The organism is Roseibium sp. SCP15 (genome assembly GCF_040329435.1).
GTDB lineage: Bacteria > Pseudomonadota > Alphaproteobacteria > Rhizobiales > Stappiaceae > Roseibium.
In genome coordinates, this window is sequence record NZ_JBDZYI010000004.1 from 84,679 (window position 1) to 100,619 (window position 15,941).

The following is a 15,941-nucleotide window of genomic DNA, read 5'->3' on the forward strand; positions in this document are numbered from 1 at the left end:
GCGAACAAGGTCAATCGGATCTGATGCGTCGCGTTTAAATGAGTGGCTGACTTCCCATCAGCTCCAGAGCGGCATGGTTTTGACCAGGAACCCGAGAACGGCTGTCGTTATCAGCACTGTCGCCATGCCGCGCCGCGCGACAAAGACCAATACAGCGGCCAGTATCGCTATGCCGGCAAGGATAGGGTCGAGGCTTTGTGGATTGGGCCAAAGAAGGTCCAACATCCCGAGCTGAAGGGTGTTCGTCTCCGCAAACAGAACATTGATTGCGAACCAGATGGCAAGGTTCAGGATGGTTCCGGCAATCGCCGCGGTGATTGCCGAAAGTGCCTTGGCCAGTCTCTTGTTACCGCGCAGCTTTTCCATCCATGGCGCTCCGGCGAGGACGAAGAGGAAGCTGGGCGTGAATGTCACCCATGTCGTCATGGCAGCGGCCAGAATTGCGCCGGTGGGAGCCGAGAACGGTGCGGGATCGCGCCAGCCGGCAAGAAAGCCTACAAACTGGGTGACCAGGATGAGCGGGCCGGGTGTTGTTTCGGCAAGGCCCAGGCCGTCAAGCATCTCACCGGCGGAGAGCCAGGATTTCGTTTCGACGGCAACCTGGGCCATATAGCTGAGCAGAGCATAGGCGCCACCGAAACTGACAACTGCGAGCAGCGAGAAGAATTCGGCAACCTCGGCAAAGACATTGCCGGGGACGAGAAGAAGAGCTGCGGCAAGCGGCGGAGTTCCCCAGATCACCAAACCTGCGAGCAGTGTCCGGACCGTTCCGGCTATCGAGGCGTGCTTTGCATGTGACGCGGATTCCTCTGGCGCGCTTTCCGGTGCGCGGGCGAAAAGGAGACCGATCAGAGCTGCGCCGATAATGACGAAGGGAAAAGGAATGGAGAAGAAAAACAGGGCGCAGAAGGAAAGGCCGCAGATCAGCCATGAAAGCCGGGTTTTGAGAGCCTTCCGGCCTATTTTCGACAGAGCCTGCAGCACGATAGCCAGAACACCGGCCTTCACTCCGTAAAAGATGGCCGAGATGAGGGTGGTGTCGCCATAGGCTGCATAAACGTAGCTGACGATGCCCATGGCGAGTGCGCCGGGCAAGATGAAAAGCAGTCCAGCGATCAGGCCGCCGAGCGTGCGTCCACTGAGCCAGCCGCAATAGGTGGCAAGTTGTTGGGCTTCCGGCCCGGGCAGCAACATGCAGTAGTTCAACGCGTGCAGGAACCGGTCTTCAGACAACCATTTGCGGTTCTCGACAAACTCCTGATGCATGACCGAAATCTGGGCTGCAGGTCCTCCGAAGGAAAGCAGGCCGACCTTCAGCGAGACCCGTGTCATCTCGGCGAGAGAGGGCTGGGTGATTTCCCCGGCCGGGATGGTTTCGTTCGAAGCTTGTGGTGTTTGCATGAGGAGAACTGCTTTCAGAAGATCCCGTTTCCTACGTGTTCTTTGTGAATGCTGCAAGACGGGTTCCTGGTGTTGCATTCGCCATCGGAAATTGCGTCGTTCAAAGATTACAAATCGCTCATTTGTAATGGACGCAGGGGCAACCTACTTCTTTTGGCATCCCAAACAGCAAGGATGGAGATGTTTGAGATGGTTGCGAGGTATCAGACGATTAATGAGGAACGTGGTGCCCAGAAAGCGGCAGAGTTACGTCGCCGCTTTAAGCAGGCGTCAAGTGCGTCCTTCAGTCGTCCGCAGTTCGGCATGTGGCCTTCCCCGCGGCAAAGAAGCTGGATGGAGATCAGGTCGCGTCAGGCACATTTCAGGGAGTTCCTGATCTGGAGTGCCATGGCTGCTATCGTGGTCTTCTTCGGGTTTATCATTTTCTAAAAAAGCGGCTCTCGAGGAGCGCTTCTTCACTCATGCAATCTCCAAAGGTGGCGCCAGGTCGCGCCACCTGAGAGCGGAGCATCCCGGGCTACCGGGTGGCGGTTGTCAGAACACCTGCTCCGATCAGAAAACTTCCCCCAATCCGGTTCATCAGCCTCATGCGGCGCGACGTGATGATGCTCGACCGCAGATGGCCGACGGAGATCGTCCAAAGCGCAATGTTTGCGGCGACCATCGCCAAGAACGTGAATTCAAGGATGATCAGTTGCGGGAGAACCGGTTCGCTGGTGTTGATGAATTGCGGTACAAAGGCAATGAAAAACATGATGTCCTTCGGGTTCAGGGCAGTCACAAGATAACAGTTCCAGAAGATTGACCGTTTCGATTGTGGCGCCCCGGCGTTGGCGTCCATGCTGAACTGTGTCTTTGCACGCCAGAGCTTGATGCCAAGCCAGATCAGATATGCTGCACCGGCAAGTTTGAGAGCGGTAAAAAGCGTCGCGGACGTCGCCAGTATTGCACCTGCCCCCAACAGGGAGGCGGTCATCGCGGTGAAATCACCCAGAACCACACCGGGCACGGTTGCCCAGGCTGCAGACCTTCCGCTGCTGAGCGCGTATCCGGCGACGATCGTGACTGTTGGGCCGGGGATTGCAAGCAGGGCTGCACTTGCAGCAACAAAAGTTATCCAAAGTTCGTAGCTCACCCTCAACTCCTTGGGACGAAAATGTGTGCTATGTATTGCATAGCATGCAAGTTGCAGATTTGCTATTAAAAACATAGTGGCGATGACATGACAAAAATCCCCTATCCAGGGAAACCGGTTCGCGGATCCAAAAGCGGTGCGCCGATCATGGCCCTTTTCGACCTTCTGGGTCGCAGATGGGCCATGGGTGTCCTGTGGACCCTTCGTGAAAACGAGCCATGCACATTCCGTGAGCTTCAGGACAAGTGCGAGACGATCTCGCCGGCGGTCCTGAACCAGCGGATCAAGGAACTCAGGCTGGCTCAGCTGATCGAGCGCAGCCCGGATGGATACGTGTCCACGTCGCTCGGGAAAGAGCTATACGATCAACTTGTGCCATTGGGAGCATGGGCCAAGGAATGGGCGAAAGAACTGCCGGATCCTGAGAGCGGCGACACCTGACAGGGCTCAGGCCGGTCGAAACTCGACATCCATCGTCAAAGCAGAAACGGGAAACCGCCCTCCATTTTCAGGAGGGCGATTTTCGTATCGGTTCCTCCATCGCCGGAATAGCCGCCCAGTCCGTTTGCCGACAGAATCCTGTGACAGGGAATGATGATGGGGATCGGATTGGCGCCGCAGGCCTGCCCGACGGGCTGTCCGAAGGTGTTCAACTCCCTTGCGACATCGCCGTAAGTTCTGGTTTCACCGTAAGGAATTGCGAGCATTGCCCGGAACACGGCCTGATGTAGCTCTCCGCCTTTCGGTGCCAGGGGCAGGTCGAAAACCTTCAGCCGACCATCGAGATAAGCCTCGAGTTGCGCAATGGCTTCCTGCAGCAATGGTGTTTCTTCTTGGCCTGACGGCCCGTTCCATTGTAATTGGGTTATTGCGCCGTCTGTTTCATGGATGGTCAGGCGCCCCAGCCACGTTTCAATCTCTGCAACTGGCATCTTTGTCCCTGCTTTCCTGTGTCATCAGTAGCGGGTGGTCAATCTTATCGCAACCGGACATTTTCAGCCGGAAAGTCCGTTTCTCAATCCATTCATCCACGGATGATCTTGGAAAAGGGCCGTCGCCAATGGCGCAGTACAGTCGGGAACGCCTGGCCGCAGGACCCACCGTTTCGGTGGCTCCTTTCGCCGGTATCGCACTTATCGTTCTGGCATGCCTGTGCTTCTCGGTGCTGGATGCGATTGCAAAGTATCTGTCTGCGAGTTTGCCGACATTGCAGATTGTGTGGATGCGCTTTGTCAGTCACGTTTTGCTTGCGTTTGTTCTGTTCCAGGTCTGGAAAACGCCGTCTCTGCTGAAAACCAGGCGTCCTTTCCTGCAGGGAATACGGGCATTTTGTCTGTTGGGCACGACCATTTTCAACTTTCTGGCCGTTCGCTACCTGCAGCTGGCCGAGACGATGTCGATCATGTTCGCCGCTCCCTTCGTGATCACCGCGCTTGCCGGGCCGATGCTGGGTGAATGGGCCGGACTTCGACGCTGGATCGCCATTATCGTCGGATTTGCCGGTGTACTTGTGGTGACGCAGCCGGGTATGGGGGGAATGCACTGGGCGGCAATCTATTCCGTTGCCGCAATGACATTTTATGCCACCTACGCGATTTTGACCCGGCAGCTGACCACCACCGACAGCTCGGCCGGAATGTTGATCATTTCCGGTATCGTGGCAGCGATCGCGATGGCACCGGCCGGACTTTCGGTCTGGGTCATGCCTCAGGATGTCTGGACCTGGGTGCTTTTGTTCGCAACCGGGGCGTTTGGTGGTGGGGGCCATTTCCTCTTCATCATGGCGCATCGCATGGTTCCGGCTCCGGTTCTGGCTCCGTTTATCTATACTCAGATTGTCTGGATGATCGCTCTTGGCTACCTGATCTTCTCAGACGTGCCGACTGTGACGACGCTGGTGGGGGCCGCGATTGTCGTCGGCTCAGGCCTATACATCCTCTATCGTGAGCGCGTGCGCGGAATATAAGCCGGCTGGTGGGTGAAAATGCTCTGGATCGGTGTTTCTCAAGTCAATGCCAGGACAGCTGTTGACGGGCCGGGCGACTTTCAGTCTTAATACCGCCTGGCGCCGGGCCGCCTGAAGGAATTGGTCGCCAGCCTGTTTAGGAGGAATGGGATGGAACTTGATCGCCGTAAGTTCTTGGGAGGAGCAGCCGCAGTCGCGGGTACGCTTGCATTGCCTCATGTGGCAAAAGCCAGCGCCGCTGCGGATGCGTATTTCAACGGGTATCAGCCGGATAACGGGTATCAGTATCGCCGGACCAACATGAACCGGATCAAGCCGGTATGGCGCCGGCAGATGGTGAAATACTTCAGTCCCGAGCCACCGGGCACCGTTGTTGTCGATACAACCAATCACTTCCTTTACTGGATCTGGGAAAACAACACGGCGCTCAGATATGGCGTTGGTGTCGGCCGTGAGGGATTCAAATGGTACGGCCGGGCACGAGTTGATCGCAAGGCGCTCTGGCCGCGCTGGGTGCCGCCACCGGAGATGTTGAAACGCCAACCCGATCTGCCACGCAAGGTGGAAGGCGGGGCTGCCAACAATCCGCTGGGGCCGAGAGCGCTGTATCTCTACAGGGATGGACGCGACCTTGGCTACAGGTTGCACGGTACGCTTGAGCCGTGGAGCATCGGTCATGACGTTTCCAGCGGTTGTATCAGAATGCTGCCTGAGGACATCATCGATCTTTATCAGCGCTGCCCGAAAGGCACGGCAGTGCTGATTCTTGAGCATCTGGGTGCCAGCGCCGGGTAATTCCGGCGCTGTGGATTTGCCATAAAGGGTAATTGGGGGATTCCTTGGGTAGTTTTTTCGGCCGGATAGGCCAGAGCGCGGCTATCGCGCTTCTTTGCGGGATTGGACTTGCGTCCTGTAACAGCGCCGGTAGCCTCACCACACCGGACGTGACCAATGCGACCGCGGCCGGGTTCGTCAACGTCGGCCCGGGATCGGAAGAGGAATTCATCATTAACGTCGGGCGCCGGGTCTATTTCGAAAAAGGGTCGGCCGTTGTCACCGACGAAGCCCGCATGACGATTGAAAATCAGGCGAAGTGGCTGAAAAATAACAAGAAATGGCTGGTGAAGGTTCAGGGCCACGCGGATGACGGTGGCAGCGAAGCCACGCAGAAGACATTGTCCACGCAACGGGCAAATGCCGTGATGACCGAGCTGATCAGCCTTGGGGTCAGCCCCAATCGGGTCTGGGTGAAGGGCTACGGTATTGAGCGTCCGGTTACGGATTGTGACGACATCACCTGTCAGTCCCAGAACCGTAGAGTGGTGGTCAATCTCCGGGAAGAGTTCGACGAGTCTGCCCCGCAACAACGCTGATTTCAGTCTGATCCAATCAACGTATCGGTTTGGACATAAAACATTTATCTGTTTACCTCGATGGGAGAGAGCTATAACGAGTGCTCCTGTCGCGCCGCGGTATTGAGAACATTGAATGTCAGAAGACAACGGATCCAAGCCACCGTCACCGGAATTGCCCCCCAAACCCGGAAAACGGCTTACGCTCGGGCATATTGCCGACCAGCTGGGGATTTCGACTGCTACTGTTTCTCTCGCTCTGCGGGACAGTCCGCTTGTGGCCCACGAGACCCGGGAAAAGGTCAAGCAGACGGCGCAGGAGATCGGTTACATCTACAACCGCTCCGCAGCCTCGTTGCGCACCTCCCGCAGCCAGATTGTCGGCGTCGCCGTTCATGACATTCTCAATCCTTATTTTGCAGAGGTCTTTTCCGCGCTTGAGGATGTGCTGGAACAACAGGGACAGATGATTTTCATCTGTAACCACAGGGATGATACCAAGCGCCAGCGCGCTTTTGTGAATACGCTGCTGCAGCACCGCGCGGATGGCTTGATCCTGTGTCCTTCGGTCGGGACGTCCGCGGAAGAGATCAACAGGCTGGTCGATCAAGGCATTCCGGTCACGCTCGTGGCCAGGGAATTGCCAGGTGTGTGGGCTCCCTGCGTGCGCGGTGACGATATGTGTGGAACCTATCTTGCCACCAAGCATCTGATTGAGCAGGGCCATAAAGATATCGCCATGATTGGCGGGCGCCGCGAAAGTTCTACCGGTCGTTTGCGCAACGAAGGATGGCGAAAGGCGCTGATCGAGGCAGGTCTGGATCCGGGCATTCAGATTGACTTGCCGGAGCTTATGACCCAGGCCGACGGGCGCGCCGCCGTACCGACAATCCTAGAAGCCGATCCCAGGCCGACCGCAATCGTTGGCTTCAACGATCTGGTGGCTTTCGGCATGATGACGACGCTGCGCAGGGCGGGTATTGAGCCTGGTCCGGACATTGCCATTACCGGTTACGATGACATTGATGGGGCCGATGCGCGAACGCCGGCGCTTACCACGGTGGCCAATCAGCCCGAGAAGATCGGCCGGCTGGCGGCTCTGACACTGCTTAGGCAGATCGCCGGGGACCGTGTTCCCAACAAGCCGATTGTCATCGAACCGGAATTGCGCATCCGGGAGAGCTCGCCGCCGCCGGGTGTGCGGATCGGACCGAAGCTGGACGCCGACTAAATCTTCTCACGAATCGCGAAAGACCAGCAGACGAATGTTTCAGTCAGATCTGAAACACCCCCGGGGCGGCAGGCCGCCCCGAGGCAATTCGTGTTTGGCTTTACCGGGGTTCGTCCTTGAGGCCCTTGAAGATCGCGTAGCATGCCATCAGCAGCACGATCGTGAAGGGGAAGCCGGTTGAAACGGCCATGGCCTGGAGCGCGCCCAGTCCGCCTCCGAGCAACAGCGCAATTGCGACCAGACCTTCGAAAGTGCACCAGAACACCCGTTGGGAAACCGGTGCATCCACCTTGCCTCCCGCCGTGATCGTATCGATGACGAGCGATCCGGAGTCGGATGATGTGACGAAGAACACGATCACGAGGATGATGGCGATGAAGGACGTGATCGATGCCAGTGGCAGGTCTGCCAGCATGCCGAAGAGAGACAATTCGGGGCTGTAGCTGGCGATCACGTGCTCATGAACCTGGCTGCCGGTGACTGTCAGGACCTGTTCGATGGCAGTGCCGCCGAATGCTGTCATCCAGATGACCGAGACGAGCGTCGGAATGATCAGGACGCAGACCACGAATTCGCGCACGGTCCGCCCACGGCTGACGCGCGCAATGAACATGCCGACAAATGGCGACCAGGAGATCCACCATGCCCAGTAGAAGGATGTCCATCCCTGGCGGAAACCGTCATCTTCCCGGCCGAATGGCATGGAAAGCGGAATGACTTCCTGCGCATAGGCCGTGATGTTGTTGATGAAGCCGGAAACGAGGGCGCTGGTCGGACCCGCGAAAATCACGAACAGAAGCAGCAATGCCGCAATCAGCATGTTGATTTCCGACAGCACCTTCACGCCGCCGTCCAGGCCGCGCAATACGGAGACCAGTGCAACGATCGTGATGCCGATGATCAGGACAACCTGTGCGGTGTTGCTGACAGGAATGCCGAAGACGAACTCCAGGCCTGCATTGGCCTGCTGCGCGCCGAAGCCGAGGGATGTTGCCAGACCGAAAAGGGTCGCGAATACCGCAAGAATGTCGATGACATGTCCTGGCCAACCCCATGTGCGTTCACCGAAAATCGGATAGAACACGGAGCGCATGGTGAGCGGCAGGCCCTTGTTGAAGGTGAACAGCGCCAGCGCCAGAGCGACGACGGCGTAGATTGCCCAGGGATGGAGACCCCAGTGGAAAATCGTCGCGGCCATGCCCATGGCCTTGGCCGCCGCGACGTTCTCCTCAATCAGGTTGCCGTCGGCATCGAAGGGCGAAGGCACGCCGACAGGCTCCGAAAAGGCCATGTGATAGACCGGTTCCAGAACGCCGAAGAACATGAGGCCGATGCCCATTCCGGCGGCGAACAGCATCGCGAACCAGCCGAAGTATGTGTAGTCGGGCGCCGCGTCCTTGCCGCCAATGCGGACACTCCCGAAAGGGGATACGATCAAAACCAGGCAGACAAGAACAAAAATGTTGCCTGAAATGATGAAGAACCAGTCCAGATTTGACGTCAGCCATTTGCGCATGGCGTCAAAAACCGGACCGACTTCATTTTGAAACGCAAGGGTCAGAAAGACGAAGGCGACGATGGTCAGGCCGGATACGAGAAAAACCGGATTGTGGATGTCGAGATTGAAGGGGCCGACATTGGTTTCGATATTGTCCTGACCGATTTCATAGTCGGTCTCAATGACATTGGCGGCACCTTCCGGGTCGCGAATGCCCTGATTGGAAGTTTCATCGCTCATGGGAGCGTTCCTTATTGTTCGAGAAATCTGTTACCGGACGAGAAAGACGGAAATGTCCGCATGTGAAGCGATGCGTCCGCCGTTTGACGGCCATAAGCGATCAGCCATGTTCGGCACGTGCGTTGCCATGACGACTAGGTCGGCGCCGGTCTCGTCAATCGCCTTGAGAAGAGCGTCTTCCAGTTCGGCTGCAGGATCATGTGCGAAAACCGCATGGCCGGACGCTGAAACACCATGCTTGTCAGCCTGGGACGCCGCATAGGCGTTCAATTTGGCGCGGAACTCGTCCGGGGTGTGCGCTAGTGCGCTTGGCACTGTGGAAGCAACAGCTGTGAAAACGATTGGTATTTTTTCGGCCTTGGCCAGATTTACTCCTGCAGATACGGATTTCTCGAGCTTGTCTGCATGGTTCAAGTCAATCGGAATGAGAATTCTACTGAACAAAATTTCCTCCCTGATCGGGCCTGAAAAGTCAAAGAGAAGTCTTTGCCTCGGCGATGATCTTGCAGAGGGGGCGCATTATTAGAATTTTTTTGGTTTAGCGCTTTTATCCGCTCTACACGACAGAAAGATACTTTAGATGTGGCCTTGAAACGTCAAAAGAACGGCATGCGTGCGCTTCGAGGCGACGTATCGCGCATTATACTAAGGTCGAGCTTAAAGTTCGAGGCCGGACGGAGATTCGGCGAACGGTGTGATGTTCGTGCCTTGCGGTAACTGCGCTCAGGACGCCTCAGTCACCCTGGATCCTTTGAAGGCTACGCACCTGTTGCGTCCGGTGGATTTGGCTTCATACAGCGCTGTGTCGGCCTTTTGCATCAGGGAGGTGAACTCGATGTCGTCCCGCGTGGTCGTGGCCAGACCCATGCTGCAGGTGACCGTCTGTTCGACCCGGTCAAGCTGGCATTCGCTGAGGATTTTCAGTCGCAACCGTTCGCAGACATTCAGGGCGTCTTCCGTTTCGGCGTTGCAGAGGATCAGGCAGAACTCCTCACCGCCAACCCGTCCGAAAACATCAACCGTGCGAAGTTCTTCGCTGACGGTGTCGGCGAATTTCTTCAGGATCTCGTCTCCGGTCGCGTGACCATGACGGTCGTTGATCTGCTTGAAACGGTCGATGTCCATCATGACCGCGGTGAAGGGTTGTTTGCTTCTGCGGTAACGCTGGATCTCGGTGTTGGCGCGTTCGAGAAATGCGCGGCGATTGAGGATCTGGGTCAGATCATCAATGCTGGCGACCCGCTCCAGATTGATCTTTGCGTCCATGAGTGCCTGATGATCGCGCTGGCGTGCGATCTCGTGCCCGATCCAGTCTGCAAACTGGCGCACGATCTGAATGTCAGCCGGTGTGAAGGAGCGCTTGCGGATATCCGGCGCTGTGAAATTGATGGTGCCGTGGACTATTCCGTCGACGAGCAGCGGAGCGCCGATATAGGTCTCAAGCGCGAAAATCTCGTAACAGGGGTGCTTGGCGAACTCGGAATTCGCGGCATTTGCCGTTGCAATCGGTTCGTTCGCATCCAAAGTCAGGATGCAGTAAGTGTCCTTGAGCGGAAATGATGTGCCTGAAACAAGCTCTCGGTTCGGGCTGTGCGCATGAGTGATGGTGTAATGATCTTCGACAACATGGCTGATGATGCCAAACGGTGTGTCGAAGTGCTCGCAACCCAGCCTCAGGATTTCGGCAATCTTTTCTTCGTGCCCGAGTTCGCGGGTCGATGTGATCGCGTAAAGTTCGGCCAGGGTGGTTTCGGTGTTTTTCCGGTCCGTGATGTCGGTTACCAGAACCACCAGTCCCTCAACCTCGCCGCGATTGTTGATACGCGGACTGCAGTCCATCTGGCTGACCCGGGTTATGCCGTCGGGATAGTGAATACTGAGTTCCCTTGAAGCCTTTTGTCCTTTCAGGGCTCTCATGAACAGTTCCTGGATGCAGGCGCGTTCGCTCTCCGGCAGGCGGTCCCGAAGGCGGGTGCCTATCAAGTCCGCACGCGGAGCATTGAACCATTCGCAGCCGGTCTTGTTGAGAAACTGGCACTTTCCCTCAATGTCGACTTCACCCACGCATGCAGAAATGCTGTCAGCCATCAGGTGAAGGTTCCTGTAAGCCTTCTCAGCTAGGGCTTTGGCTTCCTTCATCTCCGTGATGTCTGCGCGAATACCGGCGATGCCGCCGCTCCGGGTTCTGGTTTCAGAGATGCGCAGCCAGCGGCCGTCCTGCAGTTGCTGCTCGACAATGGCGCCATCCGCTTCCCGGTGCTTGGCAAGCCGATCTGCAAGCCATTCCTCGTCTTCCATTCCCTCCGTTTCATACTGTTTTCTGTTCAGGCCGAAGCGGAGAATATCCTCAAACCGGTTGCCAGGAAAAATGGCCGGAGCGGAATGGGCGTAGATGTCGCGATAGTTGTCGTTGCAAAGGATCAGGCGGTCGTCATTGTCGTAAATGGCGAAGCCCTCGGACACCGCATCCAGCGCATCTTCCAGTGTGAGCGCGATGTCGCTGAGCTTGGTCTCAAGCGCCATGCGGTCGCTGACGTCACGGGCAATGAACAAAAGGCCGGTTAGGTTCTGGCCGGAATCAAACAAGGGAGCGCTAACGACTTCAACCGGAACCGAGGTGCCGTCTCCGCGTTGCAGCTTGATCGAGTAGGCCTTCCGGTGACGCTGATCTGCGGGCGAGTTGTAAAGCTCGCCCATCTTTTCGAATTGCTCCTTGTCGGCGAAGAAGCGTTCGGTTGTTGAGCCGACGAGATTTTCCCGCGTTTCGCGAAGCAGTTTTTCCATGGCCTTGTTGGCGAACAATATGGTTCTGGTCGAATTGGTAATCAGAACGCATTCGTTCAGGTCGCCGAACGACTGTTCCAGATCCAGGTTAATACTCCCAGCCATGGCAAGTCCTGCTCTATCGTCGTTGATTGTCATACGTATTCAATCAAGACAATAAAAGTTTAATAAAAAGATACGTAGAGGAAGACTCTGCGTACGTTAGTGCATTTCCTTGTGTATTTTTGAATTCTTAATTAGTTGTTTGATTGATAACTCAAATAAGTTGATCTTTTTCAAGAAATAGTTTTACGCGTTCAAGGGCTCTTTCTATATTTGTAGTTGAATTCGCATATGATAGGCGAATGTAACCTTCTCCGAGTACTCCGAAGTCTGGACCTCCAATGGTTGCGACTCCGGTTTCCTCCAGCAGCGCGGAAGCCAGTTTCTTGGCTTTCCAGCCCGTCTTTGTGATGTTGGGGTAAGCGTAAAAAGCACCGCGCGGGGTTTTGCACGAGATGCCGTCAATGGCGTTCAGGCCGTCGACGATAACACGGCGCCGCGCATCAAATTCGGCGACCATCTCCGTGACCGCATCCTGTGGTCCGGTCAGTGCGGCGAGGCATCCATACTGGGCCGGAGCGTTGACGCAGGACCAGGCGTTCACGGCAAGCTTCCGGGCCTTGTCCATCAGGCTGTCGGGCCAAAGTGAGAATCCCATTCGCCAACCGGTCATTGCGTAGGTCTTGGACCAGCCGTCGAGCAGAATGAGCCTTTCCCTTAAGAATTCAAACTCCAGCAGGGAGACATGCTCCATGCCGTCATAGGTCATCTGGGAGTAGATTTCATCTGAAAGGATGGCAACACCCGGATGATCCTCAAGACCTGCCACGAGTGTTTCAATTTCCGATCTCGGTGTGACGCCGCCGGTTGGATTGGCGGGGGAGTTCAAAATCAGAAGTCGGGTCTTGTCGGTAATCAGCGAGAGCGTTTCCTCGGCCGAAAAGGCAAAGTCATTTGTTTCGCGGATCGGAACCGGTACCGGGCGCGCGCCGGTAAACTCGATCATCGAGCGATAGATCGGGAAGCCTGGGTCCGGGTAGAGAATGTCGACGCCCGGTTCACCGAACATCAGGATCGCCATGAACATGGTGACCTTGCCGCCCGGAACGATCAGGACATCGTCCGGATCGGTCTCAACACCGTGACGCTTCAGAAGGTCAGCAGAAACGGCCTCGCGAAGCGGCGCTATGCCGGTTGCTGGGGTATAGCCATGATGACCGTCCTTAAGAGCCTTCACGGCGGCTTCGACAATATGGTCGGGCGTTTTGAAGTCCGGCTGACCGATCCCCAGATTGATGATGTCCCGGCCCTGGCTGGCCAGTTCGGTCGCGCGTGCCAGCACCGCAAAGGCGTTTTCTTCACCAATCCGGTCAAAACCGTCGATCGTCTTCAACATGCCTGTCTCCAAATGTGCTGCGGCGTATCCGGCCAACGTTAATGCCGTCGGCAAGAAACTGAAAAGGCTTGAATTCCCGGAACCGGTTCGGATCGGCATGCATTTGAAGGATTTGTCATTCGACAACAACCGGTAACAAGTCGTTGTAGAGCGCCAGATCAGGAAATTTCCGGGATGCCCTCCCAATGCGCAACCGATGTGCTTATATTCGCGCCCAAGCGACCTGCGTTCAGGCAGGTGAAAAATACATCAACATGCCAGGAAAGTGCGCAATGTCTGCGACCCAGGATGCTCAGGCACAGATCCCCGTCACCGTTCTGACCGGTTATCTCGGCGCTGGAAAAACCACGTTGCTCAACCGGATACTGACCGAAAACCACGGTCAGCGCTACGCGGTCATCGTCAATGAATTCGGTGAAGTCGGTATCGACAATGATCTGCTTGTCGAATCGGACGAAGAAATCTTCGAAATGAACAATGGCTGCATCTGCTGCACGGTTCGCGGCGATCTGATCCGCACGGTGCAGAACCTGATGAAGCGCAAGGGTGCTTTCGATGCCATCATCGTCGAGACAACGGGTGTCGCCGATCCAGCTCCGGTGGCACAGACCTTCTTCATGGACGACGATGTTCGTGCCTCGGCGAAACTTGATGCCGTTGTTGCCGTGGTCGATGCCCGTCACGTTCTTCAACGCCTGGAAGACACAGAAGAAGCAGAAGATCAGGTTGCCTTTGCGGATGTCATTCTGATCAACAAGACCGATCTGGTGTCGGAAGAGGAGCTGGCCAATGTGGAAGCGCGCATCCGGGCCATCAATCCTTATGCAATCCAGCATCGAAGCGAACGTTGCGGTGTCGACATAGCCAAGGTGCTGGACCGCGGCGCATTCGATCTCGACCGGATTCTCTCGCTGGACCCCCATTTCCTGGAGCATGGTCACCACGCTCACGAGTGTGGCCCGAGCTGTGATCATGACCATCATCATGATCACGGCCATGACCATCACGACCATGATCACGGTCACCATCATCACCATCATGATGAGGACCCCCATTCGGTCAAGAGTATCTCCCTGAAGGCAGGCGATCTCAATCCGGACATGTTCTTTCCCTGGATCAACCAGGTTACGCAGGTTCAGGGCCCCAACATCTTGCGGATGAAGGGCATCCTGTCATTCAAGGACGACCCGCAGCGCTATGTTATCCAGGGAGTGCACATGATCGTTGAGGGCGATCATCAACGTGACTGGAAAGCAGATGAACCGCGTGAAAGCCGGCTGGTATTCATCGGACGTGACCTCAACTGGGATGTCTTGAAAGACAGTTTTCAGGCCTGCGCCGCGCAATAAGGAATTGAGATTTGCCGACAGTTGCTCCTGTGGACATGGACGGTTTCGTCGTCCGTGCCGGTTTTCTGAATGAATGTGCTTATTTTGCTTCCGGTGAAGGTGAGATTGTTTTTTCCGGACAAGGCGAAAAGAAAGTCAAACCGCATAAAGACGGGCTTCTGGCGGCCGAACCGGCGGTTGATGGCAAGGGGCTGATTACCTCCGGCGACGACGGTTGCATCTATTCCTGTTCCGCGGACGGCTCTTATGAGCTGGTTGCGGAACGGCCACGCAAGTGGATCGATCTGATTGCCGCGGGTCCTTCCGGTGCCGTTGCGTTTGCCAGCGGACGCACGGCCTGGGTTCGTCTGGCCGATGGGCGGGAAAAGGAATTTGCCCATGAGCGTGCAGTGGGCGGTCTAGCATTCGCCCCGAAAGGCGTGCGGCTTGCCGTATCGCGTTATGACGGTGCTACCCTCTGGTGGGCAGGAACCGACGGAGCCCCGGTTGAGATGACCTGGAAGGGTGCTCATCTGGGTATCAGTTTTTCCCCCGACGGCAAGTATCTCGTCACCGCAATGCAGGAAAACGCCCTGCACGGATGGCGGCTGACAGACAGTCAGGACATGCGGATGACGGGCTATCCAGCCAAGGTCAAGTCGTTCAGCTGGTCTGCCAAGGGTCGCTACCTGGCAACCTCCGGAGCCAACGCTGCAATTCTTTGGCCCTTTTTCGGCAAGACCGGTCCGATGGGGCAGTCGCCCTTGCAACTCGGCACGCGCAGCGATGCTCTGGTGACTTCGGTGGTCTGTCATCCGAAGGAAGATGTTGTCGCGATTGGGTATCAGGACGGCATGATCATGATGTGCCGCTTTGCCGACAATGCCGAAGTGCTTCTGCGCCGTCCGGGCAAGGGGCCCGTCTCGTCCATGGGGTGGGACGCCGAAGGCGTTCGACTTGCATTTGGAACGGAAGCGGCAGAAGCCGGGATTGTCAGTCTGCAGGATTAGGTGGTTCGGGAGGTGATATGGCGCGGGTCCTAATCATAGTCGTCATGCTGATCAGTGGAACGGCCACCTCCCAATTGCCCGAATTTTCCCAGCAATACCGCCAGCGTCTCGGCGGCGCAATCGATGCGCTGGAGGAGGTTCTTGCAGATTTCAAGAGAGATGCCGCGCAATTCGGACTGAGTTTGCAGGAGGCCATAGACCGCCAGCTGGCGTCTGATGATCCATTTATCAAGGCTCGAGGGAACAGCATGGCAGCGGCGGAAGTCCGGCTGTCCAGTCTGAAACAGCAACAGCTGGAGCTGAGCGGAGCAGGGTCGATCGAACGGCTGGTCATTTTCGCGCGTGGCTTCGATCGCAGACTGGCGCAAGCCACCATGCAGGACTACCAACCGGCCGTCCCGGTGACGGTTGCCGGCCTTCTGAGTGCCGGTGCCGGCGCCCTTGGCGGTTTTCTTATCATTCGATTGCTGATCGGCTTGACGCGCATCGGTCGTCGCAGGAACACTGCGGTTCGCTGACGGCAGATTGCCTTGCCTTGCGTTTCCGGTATGCCGTTAG

16 protein-coding genes are annotated in these 15,941 nt (G+C 56.6%); 9 read left to right on the top strand and 7 right to left on the bottom strand.

Translation table 11 applies throughout. The features are described from left to right. Nucleotides 1-57 precede the first annotated feature (57 nt). A complete protein-coding gene (chrA, locus tag ABLO27_RS20255; protein WP_353035205.1) occupies nt 58-1,401 on the bottom strand; it encodes a chromate efflux transporter in 1,344 nt (447 codons plus the stop codon). Nucleotides 1,402-1,590: 189 nt separating this feature from the next. On the opposite strand from chrA, the gene ABLO27_RS20260 reads away from it, so the two are divergent. Continuing rightward, nucleotides 1,591-1,830, top strand: a complete 240-nt coding sequence (locus ABLO27_RS20260) for a hypothetical protein (protein WP_353035207.1) — start codon at nt 1,591-1,593, stop codon at nt 1,828-1,830. Between the two features lie 88 nt (nt 1,831-1,918). On the opposite strand, the gene ABLO27_RS20265 is transcribed toward ABLO27_RS20260, so the two are convergent. Then, nucleotides 1,919-2,536 carry a LysE family translocator gene (locus ABLO27_RS20265; RefSeq protein ID WP_353035209.1) on the bottom strand — a complete coding sequence of 206 codons (618 nt, stop codon included), beginning with the start codon at nt 2,534-2,536 and terminating at the stop codon, nt 1,919-1,921. 87 nt (nt 2,537-2,623) lie between these two features. Between ABLO27_RS20265 and ABLO27_RS20270 the strand changes: the two genes are divergently transcribed. Further along, the gene (locus ABLO27_RS20270; protein WP_353035210.1) at nt 2,624-2,977 is read left to right on the top strand and encodes a winged helix-turn-helix transcriptional regulator; all 354 of its coding nucleotides are present in this window, start codon (nt 2,624-2,626) and stop codon (nt 2,975-2,977) included. A gap of 35 nt (nt 2,978-3,012) precedes the next feature. On the opposite strand, the gene ABLO27_RS20275 is transcribed toward ABLO27_RS20270, so the two are convergent. Then, a complete protein-coding gene (locus tag ABLO27_RS20275; protein WP_353035212.1) occupies nt 3,013-3,468 on the bottom strand; it encodes a methylated-DNA--[protein]-cysteine S-methyltransferase in 456 nt (151 codons plus the stop codon). A 128-nt stretch (nt 3,469-3,596) separates the two neighbouring features. Here ABLO27_RS20275 and ABLO27_RS20280 point away from each other — a divergent pair, with 128 nt between their 5' ends. From ABLO27_RS20280 to ABLO27_RS20295, 4 genes are all read left to right on the top strand, one after another. After that, nucleotides 3,597-4,502, top strand: a complete 906-nt coding sequence (locus ABLO27_RS20280; protein ID WP_353035213.1) for a DMT family transporter — start codon at nt 3,597-3,599, stop codon at nt 4,500-4,502. Between the two features lie 150 nt (nt 4,503-4,652). After that, complete coding sequence (locus ABLO27_RS20285) at nt 4,653-5,297, top strand: L,D-transpeptidase (protein ID WP_353035214.1); 645 nt, start codon at nt 4,653-4,655, stop codon at nt 5,295-5,297. Between the two features lie 44 nt (nt 5,298-5,341). Next, nucleotides 5,342-5,875 (top strand): OmpA family protein, encoded by a 534-nt coding sequence (locus tag ABLO27_RS20290; RefSeq protein WP_353035216.1) that lies wholly within the window; start codon nt 5,342-5,344, stop codon nt 5,873-5,875. 115 nt (nt 5,876-5,990) lie between these two features. Then, nucleotides 5,991-7,085 (top strand): LacI family DNA-binding transcriptional regulator, encoded by a 1,095-nt coding sequence (locus ABLO27_RS20295; protein ID WP_353035217.1) that lies wholly within the window; start codon nt 5,991-5,993, stop codon nt 7,083-7,085. A 100-nt stretch (nt 7,086-7,185) separates the two neighbouring features. On the opposite strand, the gene ABLO27_RS20300 is transcribed toward ABLO27_RS20295, so the two are convergent. From ABLO27_RS20300 to ABLO27_RS20315, 4 genes are all read right to left on the bottom strand, one after another. Next, a complete protein-coding gene (locus ABLO27_RS20300) occupies nt 7,186-8,823 on the bottom strand; it encodes a BCCT family transporter (protein WP_353035219.1) in 1,638 nt (545 codons plus the stop codon). 30 nt (nt 8,824-8,853) lie between these two features. Next, nucleotides 8,854-9,267: a universal stress protein gene (locus ABLO27_RS20305; protein WP_353035220.1), complete on the bottom strand. Its 414-nt coding sequence runs from the start codon at nt 9,265-9,267 to the stop codon at nt 8,854-8,856. Nucleotides 9,268-9,546: 279 nt separating this feature from the next. Then, nucleotides 9,547-11,712 carry a diguanylate cyclase gene (locus ABLO27_RS20310; RefSeq protein ID WP_353035221.1) on the bottom strand — a complete coding sequence of 722 codons (2,166 nt, stop codon included), beginning with the start codon at nt 11,710-11,712 and terminating at the stop codon, nt 9,547-9,549. Nucleotides 11,713-11,863: 151 nt separating this feature from the next. Beyond that, on the bottom strand, nt 11,864-13,045 hold the full coding sequence (locus ABLO27_RS20315; RefSeq protein WP_353035223.1) for a pyridoxal phosphate-dependent aminotransferase: 1,182 nt from the start codon (nt 13,043-13,045) through the stop codon (nt 11,864-11,866). A gap of 272 nt (nt 13,046-13,317) precedes the next feature. Between ABLO27_RS20315 and ABLO27_RS20320 the strand changes: the two genes are divergently transcribed. Genes ABLO27_RS20320 through ABLO27_RS20330 form a run of 3 tightly spaced genes read left to right on the top strand, consistent with a single transcriptional unit; the run spans nt 13,318 to nt 15,901 of the window. Further along, nucleotides 13,318-14,394, top strand: coding sequence for a CobW family GTP-binding protein (locus ABLO27_RS20320; RefSeq protein WP_353035224.1), 1,077 nt, complete (start codon nt 13,318-13,320; stop codon nt 14,392-14,394). An 11-nt stretch (nt 14,395-14,405) separates the two neighbouring features. Next, nucleotides 14,406-15,383, top strand: a complete 978-nt coding sequence (locus ABLO27_RS20325; RefSeq protein ID WP_353035226.1) for a WD40 repeat domain-containing protein — start codon at nt 14,406-14,408, stop codon at nt 15,381-15,383. 17 nt (nt 15,384-15,400) lie between these two features. After that, on the top strand, nt 15,401-15,901 hold the full coding sequence (locus tag ABLO27_RS20330) for a DUF2937 family protein (protein ID WP_353035227.1): 501 nt from the start codon (nt 15,401-15,403) through the stop codon (nt 15,899-15,901). Nucleotides 15,902-15,941: the final 40 nt, after the last annotated feature.